The 16,947-nt window shown below is 67.2% G+C and carries 14 protein-coding genes; 10 read left to right on the top strand and 4 right to left on the bottom strand.

All coding sequences use genetic code 11. The features are described from left to right. Positions 1-16 precede the first annotated feature (16 nt). A complete protein-coding gene (locus AC0V2Y_RS05170; protein WP_475415432.1) occupies positions 17-715 on the bottom strand; it encodes a hypothetical protein in 699 nt (232 codons plus the stop codon). A 138-nt stretch (positions 716-853) separates the two neighbouring features. Between AC0V2Y_RS05170 and AC0V2Y_RS05165 the strand changes: the two genes are divergently transcribed. The 4 genes from AC0V2Y_RS05165 (at position 854) to AC0V2Y_RS05150 (ending at position 7,504) form a co-directional block, all read left to right on the top strand. Further along, entirely contained in the window at positions 854-1,693 is an 840-nt protein-coding gene (locus tag AC0V2Y_RS05165) for a M15 family metallopeptidase (RefSeq protein WP_475415431.1), read from the top strand. A 217-nt stretch (positions 1,694-1,910) separates the two neighbouring features. Further along, entirely contained in the window at positions 1,911-5,732 is a 3,822-nt protein-coding gene (gene tssM, locus AC0V2Y_RS05160; RefSeq protein WP_475415430.1) for a type VI secretion system membrane subunit TssM, read from the top strand. Further along, a complete protein-coding gene (tagF, locus tag AC0V2Y_RS05155) occupies positions 5,729-6,709 on the top strand; it encodes a type VI secretion system-associated protein TagF (protein WP_475415429.1) in 981 nt (326 codons plus the stop codon). The genes tssM and tagF overlap by 4 nt, the downstream gene beginning before the upstream one ends. 9 nt (positions 6,710-6,718) lie before the next feature. After that, complete coding sequence (locus AC0V2Y_RS05150; RefSeq protein WP_475415428.1) at positions 6,719-7,504, top strand: OmpA family protein; 786 nt, start codon at positions 6,719-6,721, stop codon at positions 7,502-7,504. A gap of 14 nt (positions 7,505-7,518) precedes the next feature. On the opposite strand, the gene icmH is transcribed toward AC0V2Y_RS05150, so the two are convergent. The 3 genes from icmH to tssJ are packed head-to-tail and all read right to left on the bottom strand — an operon-like array spanning position 7,519 to position 10,315. Continuing rightward, positions 7,519-8,304: a type IVB secretion system protein IcmH/DotU gene (gene icmH, locus AC0V2Y_RS05145; protein WP_475415427.1), complete on the bottom strand. Its 786-nt coding sequence runs from the start codon at positions 8,302-8,304 to the stop codon at positions 7,519-7,521. Beyond that, positions 8,301-9,665, bottom strand: a complete 1,365-nt coding sequence (gene tssK, locus AC0V2Y_RS05140) for a type VI secretion system baseplate subunit TssK (protein WP_475415426.1) — start codon at positions 9,663-9,665, stop codon at positions 8,301-8,303. Before tssK ends, icmH begins: the two co-directional genes overlap by 4 nt. A gap of 50 nt (positions 9,666-9,715) precedes the next feature. Further along, positions 9,716-10,315 carry a type VI secretion system lipoprotein TssJ gene (tssJ, locus tag AC0V2Y_RS05135; protein ID WP_475415425.1) on the bottom strand — a complete coding sequence of 200 codons (600 nt, stop codon included), beginning with the start codon at positions 10,313-10,315 and terminating at the stop codon, positions 9,716-9,718. A 284-nt stretch (positions 10,316-10,599) separates the two neighbouring features. On the opposite strand from tssJ, the gene AC0V2Y_RS05130 reads away from it, so the two are divergent. From AC0V2Y_RS05130 to tssH, 6 genes are all read left to right on the top strand, one after another. Beyond that, positions 10,600-11,187: a hypothetical protein gene (locus AC0V2Y_RS05130; RefSeq protein ID WP_475415424.1), complete on the top strand. Its 588-nt coding sequence runs from the start codon at positions 10,600-10,602 to the stop codon at positions 11,185-11,187. Between the two features lie 37 nt (positions 11,188-11,224). Beyond that, a complete protein-coding gene (tssB, locus tag AC0V2Y_RS05125; protein WP_475415423.1) occupies positions 11,225-11,734 on the top strand; it encodes a type VI secretion system contractile sheath small subunit in 510 nt (169 codons plus the stop codon). Between the two features lies 1 nt (position 11,735). Then, positions 11,736-13,235 carry a type VI secretion system contractile sheath large subunit gene (tssC, locus tag AC0V2Y_RS05120; RefSeq protein ID WP_475415422.1) on the top strand — a complete coding sequence of 500 codons (1,500 nt, stop codon included), beginning with the start codon at positions 11,736-11,738 and terminating at the stop codon, positions 13,233-13,235. Between the two features lie 31 nt (positions 13,236-13,266). Further along, positions 13,267-13,758, top strand: coding sequence for an Hcp family type VI secretion system effector (locus tag AC0V2Y_RS05115; RefSeq protein ID WP_034750126.1), 492 nt, complete (start codon positions 13,267-13,269; stop codon positions 13,756-13,758). A gap of 64 nt (positions 13,759-13,822) precedes the next feature. Further along, entirely contained in the window at positions 13,823-14,296 is a 474-nt protein-coding gene (gene tssE, locus AC0V2Y_RS05110; protein WP_475415421.1) for a type VI secretion system baseplate subunit TssE, read from the top strand. Continuing rightward, positions 14,293-16,935: a type VI secretion system ATPase TssH gene (gene tssH / locus AC0V2Y_RS05105; RefSeq protein ID WP_475415420.1), complete on the top strand. Its 2,643-nt coding sequence runs from the start codon at positions 14,293-14,295 to the stop codon at positions 16,933-16,935. The genes tssE and tssH overlap by 4 nt, the downstream gene beginning before the upstream one ends. Positions 16,936-16,947: the final 12 nt, after the last annotated feature.

The following is a 16,947-nucleotide window of genomic DNA, read 5'->3' as shown; positions in this document are numbered from 1 at the left end:
TGCGGCGCCCAGGCGTTCAATGGCAGGCGGGATCGCTGTCCCAGCGGCCCGAGCAGATGCGTGAGCGGCACAGCATGCCTTCGATCAGGCCCAGCTGCTGACAGCGCCGCAACAGTTCCGCCGTTTCGTGTTCCGGTCCCTGTTCCTGTCCCTGTTCCTGCCTGCGCAGCACCACGTCGCGCACAGGCGGCGCCGTGCCTTCCTGCCGGTGCGCATGGGCCACCATCGCCGTCAGCAAGGCGACGTCGCTGTCGCCGGGCGCGGCAGCCGGCCTCGTCCCCTGTGGGCGGGCGGCCGCCTGGCGCGCGGGCGGCGGCGTCTTGTGCGGCGCGCTGGCGTTCGCGGCGGCCGCAGCGGGCAAGGGCGGTCCCGCCGTATTGACGATGGTGGCCGCCTGCTCCGCGTGCGGCAGCGCCGTTGCTGCTGGCACGGGGGGAATCTCGGTCATGGCTGTGGCGGGCGCCGGCGGCAGGGGCGGCACCTCCGTGTCGTAGGCGAGCACGGCCGTTACCAGCAACGCCAGGCACAGCGCGCCGGCGGCGCCGTGCCGCCAGCCGGGGCGCCAGCGCAGGGCCTGCATGGCCGCGGGTGCGGCGACGCCGTGCTCGAGCTGCGACAGGATGCCCTTGCCTTCGATGCGCGCGCCAGCCGCGCCGGCTTTGCTCAGCAGGTCAGGACCGCGTGCCTGGCCATCCCCGGTTTTCAGTAAAGACAAAATATCACCTCCGCAGTGGATCAAATTCGACTGACCTTGATGTAAACCGCGCTCATGCGGGCCGCGGACGCCTACGATCTAGCGATACCGCCGAGCAATGACTTGCCCGGTCCCGCCGATTCCCTCACGGAGCGTCCCATGTTCGTCGCCCTGATCCTGATGTATTTCCTGCTCGCCTGTTTTGCCTGCTGGCTGCTGCTGTTTCCCGGCGGCCGCGCCATCGTGCTGCACACGCTCGTCAACCTGGGCTGGCGCATGCAGCGGCGCGCGCAGGGGCTGCAGCGGGGCGGCGGCGCGCAATGGCAGCGCGTGCAGCGGCACACGGGCTCGGGCATGTCGCGCGCATGGCGGCTGCTGTGGCGGCATCGCTGGCTGAGTTTGGCAGGCGGCGTGCTGGTCATCGTGCCGCCCCTGCTGGCCTGGCTGTCCAGCGACCGTATCGCCCTGCGCGGCTATGCCGACCAGCAACACGTGATCAATGACCAGGTCAGCGACTTGCTGAAAGGCGAGCAGCTGGTGCCGCCGCCGGCCTTGCCGCCGCTGCTGTTTTCCACGGCGGAGGTGACGCAGCTGCGTCCGCTGCTGGGCGGCGCCAGCCGCAACTGGCAATTGCTCGACCACGATTTCGCGCAGCGCCTGCTGCTGGTCTTCAAGATCATGAAGGACGTGCATGGCTACGACATGGTCTTGCTGGAAGGCTACCGCAGCCCGGCGCGCCAGGACCAGCTGGCGGCGGCCGGGCCGAACGTGACGAACGCCAGGGCGTTTCAAAGCTATCACCAGTACGGCCTGGCCGCCGATTGCGCATTCATGCATGAAGGAAAGCTCATCATTTCTGAAAAAAATGCCTGGGCCATGCGCGGCTACCGTTTATATGGCGTGACGGCCGAATCGGTGGGGCTGCGCTGGGGCGGGCGCTGGACCATGATGGATTTTGGCCACACGGAATTGCCGCAACCGCGCGTGCTGGGCAAGTAAGCCGCGCCAGCCATTCTAGCGCCGCGTACCGGCCCGCATTTCACCGCTGCAAGCTTGCTTGCGCAGCGTCAATGGCATGCCGGCGCCTGCCGCGCGCTGGCGCCTTGAACTTGTCATATGTCAACAAAGGCGCGCCGCATTGCTGTCAGCATGGGCCGAATCCGCCTCGCTGCGCGGCGGCGTTCCTCCTGCTTTGCGACCTCACCCTGGGCTCATCATGCTGCGACGACTCTGGCATTTCCTCACCGACAGCCGCAATCTGACCATCTTCGGCTTCGTGGCGCTGGCCGTGTCCCTGTACCTGGGCGCCGAGGTGCTGGAAGTGGCGCTGGTCTGGGCGCTGGCCTTGCTGCTGCTGGCTTTTCTCACCTGGCTGGGCCTGTGGCTGTGGCGCAGGCGACGCGCGCGGCGCGATGCGCAGGCGCTGGGCCAGGCCATCCTCAACGAGGCCGAGATCGCCGCCGCGCAAGCGGCCTCGGCATCGACGGCCAACAACACCCAGCATGGCGAACTCGACGCGGTGCGCACGGGCATGCTGGCCGCCATCGATACCATCAAGACGTCCAAGCTGGGCCTCAAGTCGGGCGCCGCCGCCCTGTACGAATTGCCGTGGTACATGATCATCGGCAATCCGGCCGCCGGCAAGAGCAGCGCCATCCTGCATTCGGGCCTGCAATTTCCTTTCGCCGACGGCAAGATCGTGCAAGGCGTGGGGGGCACGCGCAACTGCGACTGGTTTTTCACCACGGACGGCATCGTGCTCGACACGGCAGGGCGCTACTCCGTCGTCGACGAGCACCGGGGCGAGTGGTTCGGCTTTCTCGACCTGCTGAAAAAATACCGGCGCAAGGCGCCCATCAACGGCATCCTCATCGCCGTCAGCATCGCCGAACTGAAGGGCGACCCCGACGTCGGCATGCAACTGGCGCGCAGCCTGCGCAAGCGCGTGCAGGACGTCATCGAGCGCCTGGAAGTATTCGCGCCCCTGTACATCGTATTTACCAAGGCGGACCTGATCGCCGGCTTCACGGAGTTTTTCGCGGACGCCGAACGCAGCGAGCGCGAGCGCGTCTGGGGCGCCACCATGCCGTACCAGCGCAAGCTGCCCACGGCCGACTTGCTGAGTTTTTTCGACCAGAGTTTCGATGAATTGCACGATGGCTTGACGGAGCTGAGCCTGGCCAACATGGCGCACCGGCAACGCAACACGATGGCGCCGGGCGTGTTTACGTTCCCGCTGGAATTTGCCGCCGTCAAGCCGGCCTTGCGTGCCTTCATCGCCACCCTGTTCGAGGAAAATCCGTTCCAGTTCCAGCCCGTGTTCCGCGGCTTTTATTTCACCAGCGCGCTGCAGGAGGGCGAGCCCGTCAGTGCCTCCTCGCAGCAGGTGGCGCGCCGCTTCGACCTGGCCTTCGCGCCGGCCCCGGCCGCCGTGCCATCGGGCGCGCGCCAGCACGGCTATTTCCTGCTGGAGCTGTTCCGCAAGGTCATTTTTGCCGACAAGCACCTGGTGGCCAACTACGCCAACCGCGCCAGGCTGCGCTTCAAATATGCCGTGTTCTTTGCCGCCACCGTGTCGCTGGGCGCCTGCCTGGGCGGCTGGAGCTGGTCCTACCTGGGCAACCGGCAACTGGTGGCCAACGTCGAGGCTGATTTAAACAAGGTGGTGAAGCTGCAGGAGAAGCGCCTGGACTTGCAGTCGCGTCTGGAAGCGCTCGAGATATTGCAGGACCGCATCGAGCAGCTGGAAGCGTACCGGGAGCAAAGGCCGTGGTCCTTGCGCCTGGGCCTGTACCAGGGCGACCTACTGGAGCGCAAGCTGCGCGAGGAGTATTTCGCCGGCGCGCGCCAGGTCATGCTGACCCCCGTGGCGGGCGCGCTGGAAGCCCTGCTGTTCGAAATGAACGCCAGCGCCGACCAGCTGCAGCCCACGGCGCGCACGCCGCAGACGCCGGCCGCCGCATCGCCCGCTGCAGCACCCGCCGCGCCGCGCAGCGTGCAGTACCAGGCGGCCAGCGCGACGAATGTGGAAGACGCCTACAACGCGCTGAAAACCTATCTGATGCTGGCCGACAAGACGCATGCGGAGAGCAGCCACCTGAACGACCAGCTGACGCGTTTCTGGCGCGGCTGGCTGGAGGGCAACCGGGGCGCCATGCCGCGCGAGCAGATGATACGCAGCGCCGAACGGCTGCTGACGTTTTACCTGGCGCAGATCGGCGACCCGTCCTGGCCGCGCATCGAGCAGAAGCTGGCGCTGGTCGACCAGGCGCGCGAAAACCTGCGCCGCGTGGTGCGCGGCATGCCGGCGCGCGAACGCGTGTATGCCGACGTCAAGGCGCGCGCCTCGACGCGCTTTCCCGGCATGACGGTGGCGCGCATCGTCGGCGAACAGGATCAGGCCCTGCTGGCGGGGAGCTACGCCGTCTCCGGCGCCTTTACGCGCCAGGCCTGGGAAAAGTTCGTCGAAGGCGCGTTTCGTGATGCCGCCAACCGCGAGCTGCAAAGCGCCGACTGGGTGCTGAAAAGCGCCTCCACCGACGACCTGACTCTGGAAGGCAGCCCGGAGCAGATCGAGAAAAACCTGGTGGCCATGTACAAGGCCGACTACGCGCGCGAGTGGCAGAAATTCGTGCAGGGCGTGGCCGTCGCCGACCTGAAAGGCTTCGACGGCGCCGTGCAGGCGATGAACCGCCTGGGCGACCCGCAGTCGTCGCCGGTCGCCAGGCTGCTGACGGCCATCTACGAGGAAACCTCGTGGGACAACCCGGCGCTGCAGAATGCCCAATTGCGCAAGGCCGAGCGGGGCATCATCGCGTGGTTCAAGGAAACGGTGCTGCGCCGCGCGCCGTCGCAGCTGACGGCCAGTCCCGGCGTCAATGCGCAGCTCGACCCGGCGCGCCTGGACAAACCGATGGGGCCCGTGGGGCGCGAATTTGCCGGCGTGGGCAAGCTGGTGGCGGCCAGGGACAACAATGGCTCGCTGATGCGCGCCTACCTGGAAGCGCTGTCGAAACTGCGCAGCCGCTTGAACCTGCTGAAGAACCAGGGCGACGCTGGGCCGGGCGCGCGCCAGTTCATGCAGCAGACCCTGGAGGGCAGCGGTTCCGAGCTGTCCGACGCCCTGAAACTGGTCGACGAGCAGCTGCTCACGGGGATGAGCGACGCGCAAAAGCAGGCGATACGTCCCATCCTCGTGCGCCCGCTGATGCAGACCTTTGCCGTCATCGTCGCGCCGGCCGAACTCGATATCAACAAGACCTGGGCGGCGCAGGTGTATGAGCCGTTCCAGAAGTCGCTGGCCAACAAGTATCCGTTCGCGCCCACGGCGCGCATCGAGGCGAGCAATCTGGAGATCGGCCAGTTCTTCGGCCCGGAAGGCCTGGTGGCGAAATTCGTCACGACGTCCATGGGCCCCCTGGTGGTGCGGCGCGGCGACGTGCTGGCGCCGCGCACCTGGGCCGACATGGGCATCAGCCTGTCGCCGCAGGTGGTGGCGCGCTTTCCCGGCTGGATCGCGCCGCTGGGCGCGGGCGGCGTGGCGGCCACGTCGACGGCGGCGCAAACCGTGTTCCAGATCCAGCCGTCGCCCGCGCCTGGTACCCTGGAATACACGGTGGAGATCGACGGCCAGCAGCTGCGCTACCGCAACACGCCGGCGCAGTGGACGAACATGGTGCATCCGGGCCCGCAGGGCGCGTCGGGCATGCAAGGGGCGCGCATCACGGCCGTCACCTTCGACGGACGCACGGTGGAACTGTTCAACGAGCCGGGGCAGTTCGGCCTGAAGCGCATGATCGATGCGGCGGCCAAGAAGCGCAAGGACGGCGGCGTGTTCGAACTGCGCTGGGCGCGCGGCGAGGTGGCCGTGGCGGTCGACCTGAAAATCACCAGCAGTGCGGAAACGATGGCGACGGGTGCGGGCGGGACTGCGGCGGTGCAGGAACAGGGCTTTCGCGGCATGCAGCTGCCCGAGACCATCGTGGGTGCTGCGCCTCCTGTGCCGGTCATCGCCGCGGCTGCGGGAGTGTCGCCATGATGCGCGCGCAACAGCAGGTGCGCCTCGGCTACTTCGGCAAGATCCCCGCGCGCGGCGATTTCATCAAGGCTTGCGACAACCACGCGCTGGTGCAGCTGCTCGACGACTGGCTGGCGCAGGTCATGACTGCGCTGACGGCGGAGCCGCGCTGGAAGCTCAATTACGACGCCTTGCCGCCGCTGCGCTTTGCCTTCGTCGGCACGCGCAGCCGGCGCGCCATCGCCGGGCGCCTGGAAGCGAGCAACGACCAGTCGCTGCGGCGCTTTCCCTTCATGGCCATGGGCGCGCTGGAAGTTGACGACGCCGAGGCCTTCGTCGGCTGCAGCCCGCTGGCGCTGGCACCGCTGTGGCAGCGCGTGGAGCAGCTGTCGCAGGGCATCGTGGCCAGCGCCGAGCCGGGACCGGCGCTGCTGGCGCTGGCCGGCAACGTGGTGGAAATCGAACCGGCCGCACCGTGCCACGCGGCGCGGCTGGCCGCCTTCCTGCAGGCGCAGACCGTGCATGGCTTGCAAACGATGCTCGCTTCGCCCGCGTTCCCCGTGACGGTGCGCGAACTGCTGCTGGGCCTGGGCCTGCTGCTGCAGCCGGTGCGCCGGAGCGGCTTGCCGCGCCTGGAGAAAAGCCTGGTGCTGCCGCTGCCGCAAGAGGCGCAGCTGCGCGAGCTGGTGGCCAGCTTCTGGCTGCACCTGATCGCGCCTTTCCTGCGCCAGGCCGATTTCGAACTGGCGCTGTTCTTTTCCCACCTCGACGAGGCGCCCGTGCTGGTGATCGGCTTTTGCGGCGCCGACCCGCACGGCTTGCGCGCGCTGATCGATCCGCAGGCCGGTAGCGAACGGCTGATCGTCTTCGACCGGCTCGACTGGGTCGAGGAGCAGCTGGGACGCGCTGCGGCGCTGCGCCGGTTTTCCGCCTGCCTGCAGCAGGAGCAGCTGTCGCTGCGCTCGGCCTGCGCCATGTTCACGGATACCTTTGCCTGAAGGATTGCGATGAAACCAACCGTTTTCTTCCTGCTGCTGGCCGCCGCCGTTCCCTGCACCGCCCAGGCGCAGGCGCAAGCGCCGCAGACCCCGATGCCGGGGCAGATCCTCGTCACGGGCACCCTGGCCGATGAGGCGGGCAAGGCTGCCGTGCTGGCTCGCCTGCGCGAACTGTACGGCGCCGAGCGCGTGGTCGACCAGATCGCCATCGGCAACGTGGCCGTGCCGGCCAACTGGAACGGCTACGTGCAAAAGCTGATCGCGCCGAACCTGAAGCTCATTTCACGGGGGCAGATCAGCATCGACGGCAACAACGTCAGCGTGCGCGGCGAAGTGGCGAACGAGGCGCAGCGCCAGCAGATCGCCAGCGACATCGCCACCAGTCTCAATCCCACCTACATCGTCAACAACGGCTTGCGGATCAAGGCGGCCGAGGCCGAGCAGGGCTTGCTCGATGCCGCGCTGGACAAGCGCATCATCGAATTCGACAGCGGCAAGGCTTCCATCACGCCGGCCGGCCTGGCCATCCTCGACGAGATGGCGGCCGCCATGCTCAGGCTGCGGGGCCGCAAGGTGGAGGTGATCGGCCACACGGACGATACGGGCCTGCGCGCCAGCAACGTGGCCCTGAGCCAGGCGCGCGCCGAAGCCGTGCGCGCCTACCTGGCCAGCAAGGGCGTCGCGGCCGATACCGTGCTGGTGTCGGGTCAGGGGCCGGACCGCCCCGTGGCCAGCAACACGACGGCCGATGGCCGGGCGCGGAACCGGCGCATCGAGTTCCGCATCGCGCAATGATCCGCGCGCAATGATCAGGGCAGGGTGATCGTCAGGTGCGCAGGGCGCGGGGCCAGTTTGACCAGGTCCGCATACGCGGCCAGGGTCGTTTGCGTGCCGCGCGTCAGATGCGTTTTCAGGCCCAGGTAGGCGCAGATGGCCAGCAGGGCGAAAAAGCTCGACAGCGCCCACAGCGGCACGTCGCTGCCGCGTTTGTTGACCACCTGGTCGGGGCGTTCCGCGCGCGGCGCGAAGCCGCGGCTCTTGCCCTTGATGTGGGCGATCTCGTCGCCCAGGCGCGCCGTCAGATAGCTGAGTTTTTCACCGCCGTCGATCGCATACTTGCCCTGGAATCCCAGCAATAAACACATGTGGAACACCTGCAGCGCCTGCACGCGCATGGCGCCCTTGCCGCGCAAGGCGTCGAGGCGGTCGAAAAAGTGTTCGCCGGCCAGCTGGTCGCCGAAGATCAGCAGCTGCAGCGGGCGCCGCTCCCACTGCTTGCGCAGGGCGAACGGCGAGGCGAGGATGATTTCATCGACGGCCGCGCAGAACGCATACTTGGCCGCCTCGATATCGTCGCCATCGGCGCGGATCTTTTTCGCTTCGCGTTCGAAGTCGTCGAGGAAGGTCGTGATGCGGTCCATGAAGCTTTGCTCGTCGCCGGGCGCCGAACCGTGCTTCAGCATGAACAGCATGTAAAAGCCTTCGTGCATCAGGTCCAGCAGGGCGCTGCCCGCATGCCGGCTGCCGCCTGCCGGGGCGGCGCCGCGTGATCCCAGCAGGGAGGGCGCCGCGCGCCGTTCGATGAGCTGGCTCATGCCGTCACCGCGATCAGTTCCAGCTGCAGGTCGCGTATGCCGGCCGGCACGTACACGGAGATCGACTGCGCCTTGAGCATCTGTTCATACAGGGCGCCGCGGTTTTCAATCGCAAAGTAATAGGTGTCGGGCCGCACGGGGATGGCCGCCGGCACTTGCGGCGCATGCGACAATTTGAGGCCGGGCATGGCCGTGAGCACGCATTTTTCCACGTCGTCGGGCGCGCCCACTTTCACGCGCACGGGCACCACCTCCACCAGTTCGATGGCGGGCATGGCGGCGCGTATCGCCAGGTACAGGGTGGTGTGCTGGTCGATCTTGCCCGAGTCGAGCTTGCCCAGATGATACGAGGGCTTGTCTTCCAGCAGGGCGATGGAAAAATACTTCGACGAGATGACGGTGTCGAGCAGTTCGCGGATGATCGCGTCGATGGCGTCGAAGCAGGCGCCCGGCTGCGCGTGGTCGTAGGCCGGCAGGCTGGCCAGGGTGTAATGCTTGGAGTAGCTGAGCAAGCCGCCCGCCAGGCCCAGCAGCGCCTCGTACAGGCGCTCCGGATGCAGGGCCGGATGGCGCACATAGTGCATCAGCGCGGCGGCGGCCGTGCTGACCGTGTGCAGCAGCCAGAACGAGGACACGTCGCCCGAGCGGAATTCGATCACGTTGCGGCTCGGTTCGCGGTGGTGGCCGTGCAGCGCGCTCACCTTCGCCTGCAAGGCGTCGAGCAGGTGTTCCAGCACGCCCTGCAGGCGCGGCGCGCCGGCGATCGCCAGGCTGGGCGCCATGAACGAGGGCACGGGCTCGAAGCCGCCCGATACCGTGCGCCGCAAGGCGATCAGCGGCAGGCAGTCGTAGGAGCCGCGCGCCTCGCTGTCGGGAATCAGGCGCACGGTCTTCTTCAGGTAGGCCACGTCGGCCACGGCGGACTCGGTAAACAGGTCGGGCGTGGCGCGCATGGCGTGCGCAAAGCGCGTGGCCGCCGGCGTGCCCGCCGCCTGCGCCGTGTAATTCATGCCCTCGCGGTTGAGGATGGGCAGCGCCGCGTAGTACGTCACTTCCTGCACCGCCGGCGGCAGCGCTTCCAGGTCGACCGGAGGGGGCAGGGTGTCGCTGCCGGGCGCGCCGTCGCCCAGCGCCTCGAACACTTCGCCGTCGCGGAAGATGGCCGACAGGGCGTGCAGGCGCAGGGTGCCCGTCTTCAGCGCGGCCAGGTCCCACTGCATGTGCGCCACGCCCCACAGGTAGGGATGCAGCGCGCTGGCCGTGTGATGCAGGCGCGCTTCGTGATACTGGTCCTGGCGCTGGAAATGCTGCGGCCGCAGGAACAGGCCTTCTCCCCACAAGACTTTCGCTGCCATGCCCATCTCGTTTCTCCTTGTATGTGTGGTGCGCCGCTGCGTTGTACGGGTTTGCTTTACTGGCAGCGCGCGGCCGGCGGCGTGGACGCGCCGCTGATGCTGAGCGCGCAGGCATGCAGGCCGATGGTGATGCCGCCGCGTGCCGCGTCGGCGGCGGCAAAGGTGGCGCGCCAGCGCTGTGCCGCAGGCGCGCGGAACAGGGCCACGACGCCGATGAAATACGCTTCCTTGCTGACTTTTTCCTGCACTTCGTAGCGCTGGCCCGGCACCAGCAGGACCTCTTTGACTTCCATCAGGTCGGCGCCCAGCGCCGCCTTTTCGCGCTGTGCGTCGAGGAAGCTGTCGTAGGGCGCCTGCTCGAAGGCGGCGTTCTGGCGCAGCTTGTAGATGCGCGCCACCAGCGCCAGCGGCCGGCCGTCGGCATCCGTGTTGAGGCGCTGCGCCGCGTGCAGGCGGATGCTGACGTTGCGCGGCGGCTGCTGCGCGTCGGGCAGTTCCGGCGGCGGCTTGGCCAAGCCCGCCATCTGCAGCGCCGCGTTGGCCAGGGTGCCGATGGCGCCGCCCGCACAGCCGGCCAGCAGCAAGGCCAGCAGCGACACCGGCAGCAATAGCGCGGTGGCGCGGACCGGGCGGCGGAACGGGGCGTCAGATGGCATAGGCTGGGCTAGCTTTGCAAGGTGAATGGAGGAAATAAAAGTGCTGCAGTCATTTAAACGCATGCAGTGGCGACCTGCTTGCGTTGGCGCAAGATCCGCCTGCGATCAACGCAGTTCCTGCGCCAGATCAGGATTCATGTCGCTGTACACGGCTGTGATGTGGAACTTCTTCTTTGCTGATTAATCTCAATCTGGCCAAAAAATTGGCGATCAATAATGGCCTCCACCAAGGCGCCGCCCATCTTTCCCAGCGGTAGCGTCCTCCACGTGAAGGAGTGCCCCCGATGAAGCCAGCCACCACGTTGCCCCGTATTGCCTGCCTCGCCAGCGCCTTGCTGCTGGCCTCCTGCGCCACGCCAGAGCAGGCGGCGCCCCCTCAACCTGCCGCGCCGACGCTGGCGCAAGTCATGAGCGACGCCGATGCGGCCGCGCGCGCCGGCCAGTACGAGCGCGCCATGACCCTGCTTCAGCGCGGCGGCACGAGCTACCCGGCCGACAAGGCGCCGTGGCTGCAGATGGCGCAGATGAAGTTCGACCGCGGCCAGTACGGCGACGCCATCGGCCATGCGCTCGAAGCGCTGGAACGCGACCCGGACGACAAGGTCGCCAACAGCATCGTCGCCGTGAGCGGCTTGCGCCTGTCCGGCAAGGCGCTGGCCGACCTGTCGCGGCAAAACAATCTGAATGGCTCGCTGCGCTCGGAGGCGCAGGACCTGGCCAAGCTGCTGCGCGCGAGCATCGGCGAGGACGTGCTGCTGCCGCCGGCCAGGCGCCCGGCGGCCGGCAAGCGCGCCGCCGGTGCCGGCACGCCGGCGGCGAAGGGCGCGGCGGCGCCAGGCAGTGCGGCCGACCCGTTCAGCGGCCTGAAATAAGCCAGCATCCCCACCATCTCCTTGCAAAGGAAGCGATATGCCCAAGTCCGACAGCGTGCAGAAACGCCTGCAAAAGATACGCGCGCCGCGCGTGCAAATGACCTATGACGTCGAGATCGGCGACGCGATTGAAAACAAGGAGCTGCCCTTCGTGGTCGGCGTGCTGGGCGACTTTGGCGGCAATCCGGACAGCGAGAAAAAACGCCTGAAGGAGCGCAAGTTCGTCGCCATCGACCGCGACAACTTCGACGAAGTGCTGGCCGGCGTGGAGCCGGTGGCGCGTTTCGCCGTGCCGAACCGCCTCAGCGAGGCGGGCGGCACGTTCGCCGTCGACCTGCACTTCCGTTCGATGGACGACTTCCGTCCGGAATCGGTGGTGCGCCAGGTCGAACCCTTGCGCAAGCTGCTCGAGGCACGCACCAAGCTGGCCGACTTGCGCAACAAGCTGGCCGGCAACGACAAGCTGGAAGACTTGCTGACGGAAGTGCTGAACAACACGGACAGCCTGGCCACCCTGAAACCGCAGTTCCCAGCGCAGGAGGATTGAGATGAACGCCCAGGCAGAAGCCCCAGAATCCCTCTCTGTATCCGCATCCGATGCGCCGGCCGCCACCGATTTGCTGGACCAGATCGTCGAGCAGAGCCGCGTCGCCAAGTCCGGCGCCGAACATGCGCGCGCGCGCGACCTGATCTCGGAACTGGTGGCGCAGGTGCTCGATGGCACGGTGCTGATGTCCAGCAGCCTGTCGGCCACCTTGGACGGGCGCGTGGCGGAAATCGACCGCCTGATCTCCGCCCAGCTCAGCGAAATCATGCACGCGGCGCCGTTCCAGCAGCTCGAGCAAAGCTGGACGGGGCTGCGCTACCTGGTCGGTAATTCCGACACGGGCACGCGGCTGCAGATCCGCATGTTCAACGCCACCAAGCGCGAACTGGTGAAGGATTTCCAGGCGGCGCTGGAGTTCGACCAGAGCAGCATGTTCAAGAAGGTGTATGAGGAGGAATTCGGCACCTTCGGCGGCGCGCCGTTCGCCGCGCTGCTGGGCGACTTCGCCATCTCGCGCCAGCCGGAAGACATGTATTTCGTCGAGCAGATGTCGCACATCGCCGCCGCCGCGCATGCGCCGTTCATCGCCTCGGCCGCGCCGGAACTGTTTGGTCTGGAAAGCTACGGCGACCTGGGCAAGCCGCGCGACCTGGCCAAGGTGTTCGACACCATCGAATACGCGAAATGGAAAGCCTTCCGCGAATCCGAGGATGCGCGTTACGTCGGCCTGACCTTGCCCCGCTTCCTGGGCCGGCTGCCGTTCAATCCCGTCGACGGCACCACCGTCGAGGGCTTCAATTTTGTCGAGGAAGTCGACGGCAGCGACCATCACAAATACCTGTGGTGCAACGCCGCGTATGCGTTCGGCTGCAAGCTGACAAGTGCCTTTGCCGACTATGGCTGGTGCGCCGCCATCCGCGGCGTGGAAGGCGGCGGCCTGGTGGACGACCTGCCGACCCATACCTTCAAGACGGACGAGGGCGACGTGGCCCTGAAATGCCCGGCCGAAGTGGCGATCACGGACCGCCGCGAAAAGGAATTGTCGGATCTGGGTTTCATCTCGCTGGTGCACTGCAAGAACACGGCGTATGCGGCGTTTTTCGGCGCGCAGTCGGCGCAGAAAAGCCGCAAGTACAACAGCGACGCGGCCAACGCCAACGCGGTGCTGTCGTCGCAGCTGCAGTACATCTTTGCCGTTTCGCGCATCGCCCACTACATGAAGGCCATGATGCGCGACAAGATCGGCAGCTTTGCCGCCGCCTCCAACGTGGAAGATTTCTTGAACCGCTGGCTGATGCAGTACGTGCTGCTCGACGATAACGCCAGCCAGGAACAGAAGGCGCAGTTCCCGCTGCGCGAGGCGTCCGTGCAGGTGCATGAAGTGCCGGGCCGGCCCGGCGTGTACCGCGCCGTGTCCTTCCTGCGGCCGCACTTCCAGCTCGATGAATTATCCGTTTCGCTCCGACTGGTCGCGGAGTTGCCGAAGTCGACCAATTCCTGATTCACCCATCTTTCAACCAGAGGAGCACACCATGGCAATCGATGTATATCTGCAGATAGACGGCATCAAGGGCGAGTCCACCGATGACAAGCACAAGGACTGGATCGAGTGCAAATCGGTCAGCTGGAGCGTCGAGCAGCCGAAGTCCGCCACCGCCTCGACGGGCGGCGGCCACACGGCCGAACGCTGCGAGCACAAGGACATCGTCATCTCCAAGCTGGCCGACCTGGCCTCGCCGGTGCTGCTGCAGACCTGCTCGGCCGGCAAGACCATCCCCAAGGCGCGCTTCGAATTCATGCGCGCCGACGGTCAGGGCGAACGCGTCAAGTATTTTGAGATCGAAATCGAGAATGTGCTGATCGGCGCCGTCACGCCGAACGTGGAAGAGGGCGACATCCTCGGTGAACACGTCGGCTTCAAGTTCTCGAAAGTGAAGTGGAAATACACGCAGCAAAAGGTGACGGGCGGCGCCGGCGGCAATACCTCGGGCGGCTGGGACCTGGCCGCGAACCGCGTGGCTTGATCCATGGCGCGCGGCGCGCGACGGCCACCTTCGCCCGCGCCGCGCCGACTTTTCAGGAGAGCGCATGGACAGTTATGTACCTGGCCTGTTCGACCGCCTGATGGGCGACGGCGGTGCGGCGGGCGGCGTGGCGGCGCGCCTGTCGCTCGATCAATTGAAGGATGCGGTGGCGCGCGACCTGGAGGAACTGCTCAACACGCGCGTGGCCCTGCCGCCCGGCGCGCTCGACGCCTATCCGGAATGCGCGGCGTCCATCGTCAACTATGGCCTGATCGATTTCGCCGGCATGTGCCTGTCCAGCAGCGATGACCGCGCCCGCATCTGCGCCGCGCTGAAGGGGGCCATCGAACGCCACGAGCCGCGCCTGCGCAACGTGCGCGCCCGCCTGGAGCGTGAAGCGGGCGCCATCAACCGCGTCGGCTTCGTCATCAGCGGCACCCTGGCCGTGATGGCCGGCGGCGAGACGGTCAATTTCGACGCCGTGCTGCAGCCATCGTCGCTGCGCTATTCGATCAACCGCAAGGGAGCCGCCGCATGAGCAATAACCTCAAAACCCTGATCGCCAAACTGAATGACACGTCACGCACGGCCGCCACCCGCGCCGCCGCCATCTGCGTGGGACTGGGCCAGTATGAAGTCGATATCGAACACCTGTTCCTGGCGCTGCTGGAACAGGAGCGCAGCGATTTCGTCACCATTGCGCGGCGCAGCGAAATCAGCCTGACGGCGCTGGAGGCGGACCTGCGCCGCGAAATCGGCGGCTTCCGCACGGGCAGCGCGCGCACGCCCGTGTTTTCACCGCACTTGCCGCTGCTGTTCGAACATGCCTGGCTGGTCGCCTCGCTCGATACGGCGCAGCCGGGGCCCATCCGCAGCCGCCATCTGCTGCTGGCGCTGCTGACGGAGCCGGAACTGTCGCAGCTCGCGTACCGCGGCTCGAAGCTGTTCGCCCGCTTCAGCGTCGAGCAATTGAAGCATCATCCGGATAGACTCACGGCCGGCTCCGGCGAGGAGGAAAGCGCGGCAGTGCCGCGGCTTTCCGACACCGGTGACGATCCTGTTGCTAGCCTGGCCAGCAAAACCCCGGCGCTGGATCAGTTCACCACCGACCTGACGCAGCTGGCGCGCGACGGCAAGCTCGATCCCGTGATCGGCCGCGAGGCGGAGATACGCCAGGCCGTCGATATCCTGCTGCGCCGCCGGCAGAACAATCCGATACTCACAGGCGAGGCGGGCGTGGGCAAGACGGCCGTGGCGGAAGGCCTGGCCTTGCGCATCGCCGCCGGCGACGTGCCCGAGGTGCTGCAGGGCGCGCACATCCACGCGCTCGACATGGGCTTGCTGCAGGCCGGCGCCAGCGTGAAGGGAGAATTCGAAAGCCGCCTGAAAAATGTCATCGACGAGGTGGCGAAAAGCCCGCACCCGGTCATCCTCTTCATCGACGAGGCGCACACGATGATCGGCGCCGGCGGCCAGGCGGGGCAGAACGACGCGGCCAACCTGCTGAAACCGGCGCTGGCGCGCGGCGCCCTGCGCACGATCGCCGCCACCACCTGGAGCGAGTACAAAAAATATTTTGAAAAGGATGCGGCGCTGGCGCGGCGCTTCCAGGTGGTCAAGGTGGAAGAGCCGAGCGAAGACATCGCCTGCGCCATGCTGCGCGCCATGGCGCCGCTGATGGAACGCCATTTCGGCATCCGCGTGCGCGACGCCGCCATCGTCGAGGCGGTGCGCCTGTCGCACCGCTACATCAGCGGGCGCCAGTTGCCGGACAAGGCCATCGGCGTGCTCGATACGGCGTGCGCCAAGGTGGCGCTGGGCCAGCGCGCCACGCCGGCACAGCTGGAAAACGCACACCGGCGGCTGGAGCGCATCGGCGCGGAAATCGCCGCCTTGAGCCGCGAGGCGGCCGATGGCGAAGCGCCCGGCAAGGCCGGCGCCGCGCGCCTGGCGCGGCTGCGGCGCGAACATGACGAAGGCCAGGCGGCGGTCGCGGCGCTGGCGCAGCGCTGGGAGCGCGAAAAAACGCTGGTGGCGCAGATCGGCGACTTGCGCGCGCAGCTGCGCGGCGAGCGGCCGGGCGAAGTGGGCGCGGCGCGCCTGCTGGCGCTGAAGGAAGAACTGGCGGTCCTGCAGGGAGAAGCACCGTTGTCGCCGCTGGAAGTCGACGCCCAGGTGGTGGCCGGCATCGTCGCCGCCTGGACCGGCATCCCGCTGGGCAAAATGCTCAAGGACGAGATCCGCACGGTGCTGGCCCTGGATGGCGCGCTGCGCGAACGGGTGCTGGGACAGGACCACGTCATCGACGCGGTGGCGCAGCGCGTGCGCACGGCGCGCGCCAGCCTGGACGACCCGAACAAGCCGCAAGCCGTGTTTTTGTTTACGGGGCCGTCCGGCACGGGCAAGACGGAAACGGCGCTGGCGCTGGCCGATCTGCTGTATGGCGGCGAGCGCAAGCTCATTACCATCAACATGAGCGAATACCAGGAGGCGCACAGCGTGGCCGGCCTGAAAGGCTCGCCGCCCGGCTATGTCGGCTATGGCGAGGGCGGCGTGCTGACGGAAGCCGTGCGGCGCCAGCCCTACAGCGTGGTGCTGCTCGACGAGGCGGAAAAAGCCCATCCCGACGTGCTGGAACTGTTCTTCCAGGTCTTCGACAAGGGCGTGCTCGATGACGCGGAAGGACGCGAAGTCGATTTTCGCAACACCATCATCATCGCGACCTCGAACCTGGGGTCGGGCGCCATGATGGCCGCCTGCCTGAACCGCACAGCGCCAGACTTGCCCACGCCGGCCGCGCTGGAAGAACTGGTGCGCCCGCAGCTGGTGGCGCATTTCAAGCCGGCCCTGCTGGGCCGCCTGAAGGTACTGCCGTTCTATCCCCTGAACGACGCGGTGCTGGCCGAGATCATCGCCCTGAAGCTGGCGAGGATAGGCGCGCGCATCGCGCGCAACCACCAGGCGCAGTTCAGCCATGACGCGGGCCTGGTCGACGCCGTGCTGGCGCGCTGCACCGAGGTCGATTCGGGCGCGCGCAATGTCGATCAAATTCTGAACGGCAGCCTGCTGCCGGCCATCGCCGAAGCGGTGCTGGCGCGCATGGCTGCAGGCGAGCCGGTCGCGTCGATACGCGTCACTGCCAGCAAGCAGGGGCAATTCAAGTACACTATCCGATAATCCACCTTCCGG

It is taken from the genome of Janthinobacterium sp. BHSEK (assembly GCF_056174685.1).
Note: the sequence above shows the minus strand (reverse complement) of the source record. Positions and strands in the feature narration are given on the sequence as shown.

Coding starts and splice junctions, on each gene's coding strand:
- AC0V2Y_RS05165 (WP_475415431.1), top strand. CDS start 854: ATGTTCGTCGCCCTGATCCTGATGTATTTCCTGCTCGCCTGTTTTGCC.
- tssM (WP_475415430.1), top strand. CDS start 1,911: ATGCTGCGACGACTCTGGCATTTCCTCACCGACAGCCGCAATCTGACC.
- tagF (WP_475415429.1), top strand. CDS start 5,729: ATGATGCGCGCGCAACAGCAGGTGCGCCTCGGCTACTTCGGCAAGATC.
- AC0V2Y_RS05150 (WP_475415428.1), top strand. CDS start 6,719: ATGAAACCAACCGTTTTCTTCCTGCTGCTGGCCGCCGCCGTTCCCTGC.
- icmH (WP_475415427.1), bottom strand. CDS start 8,304: ATGAGCCAGCTCATCGAACGGCGCGCGGCGCCCTCCCTGCTGGGATCA.
- tssK (WP_475415426.1), bottom strand. CDS start 9,665: ATGGGCATGGCAGCGAAAGTCTTGTGGGGAGAAGGCCTGTTCCTGCGG.
- tssJ (WP_475415425.1), bottom strand. CDS start 10,315: ATGCCATCTGACGCCCCGTTCCGCCGCCCGGTCCGCGCCACCGCGCTA.
- AC0V2Y_RS05130 (WP_475415424.1), top strand. CDS start 10,600: ATGAAGCCAGCCACCACGTTGCCCCGTATTGCCTGCCTCGCCAGCGCC.
- tssB (WP_475415423.1), top strand. CDS start 11,225: ATGCCCAAGTCCGACAGCGTGCAGAAACGCCTGCAAAAGATACGCGCG.
- tssC (WP_475415422.1), top strand. CDS start 11,736: ATGAACGCCCAGGCAGAAGCCCCAGAATCCCTCTCTGTATCCGCATCC.
- AC0V2Y_RS05115 (WP_034750126.1), top strand. CDS start 13,267: ATGGCAATCGATGTATATCTGCAGATAGACGGCATCAAGGGCGAGTCC.
- tssE (WP_475415421.1), top strand. CDS start 13,823: ATGGACAGTTATGTACCTGGCCTGTTCGACCGCCTGATGGGCGACGGC.
- tssH (WP_475415420.1), top strand. CDS start 14,293: ATGAGCAATAACCTCAAAACCCTGATCGCCAAACTGAATGACACGTCA.